At 60.1% G+C, this 596-nt stretch carries 1 pseudogene; it reads right to left on the bottom strand.

Annotated elements, in window-relative coordinates:
• Positions 1-596 (bottom strand): annotated as a pseudogene (locus ACTHUR_RS15995) (UDP-N-acetylglucosamine 1-carboxyvinyltransferase); the annotation flags it as partial.

A 596-nucleotide genomic window follows, 5' to 3' on the forward strand; every position in this document is an offset into this window, starting at 1 on the left:
GTGCGGATGTTTACCGCTTTCGGCCGTTGCTGCATGTCGATGGAAATCCAGTCGTCGCCCGCTTCGATGATGGCGCCGGCTTCGACGAGTTTGTCCAAAACGACTTCCATGGTTTTGGGGGCAGCTTTGCGCAGGACGACTTTGCCGCCGGTCATGGCGACGGCGCAAAGGAAGGTACCGGCTTCGATGCGGTCAGGCACGACGCTGTGTTCGCAGCCGTGCAGCTCTTTCACGCCTTCGACGGTCATGGTTGACGTACCGATGCCGCTGATTTTCGCGCCCATTTTGACGAGGCATTCTGCCAAATCGACGACTTCGGGTTCGATGGCGCAATTTTCCAAAACGGTGGTGCCTTCGGCGAGGGTCGCCGCCATCAGCAGGTTTTCCGTACCGCCGACGGTAATCATATCCATCACCACGCGTGCGCCTTTCAGACGACCTTTGGCTTTGACGTAGCCGTGTTCTATGGTGATTTCCGCACCCATGGTCTCGAGGCCTTTGAGGTGCTGGTCAACGGGGCGCGAACCGATGGCGCAGCCGCCAGGCAGGCTGACTTGGGCTTCACCGAAACGCGCCAGCGTCGGGCCGAGCACGAG

This window comes from Neisseria sp. P0021.S007 (assembly GCF_051956855.1).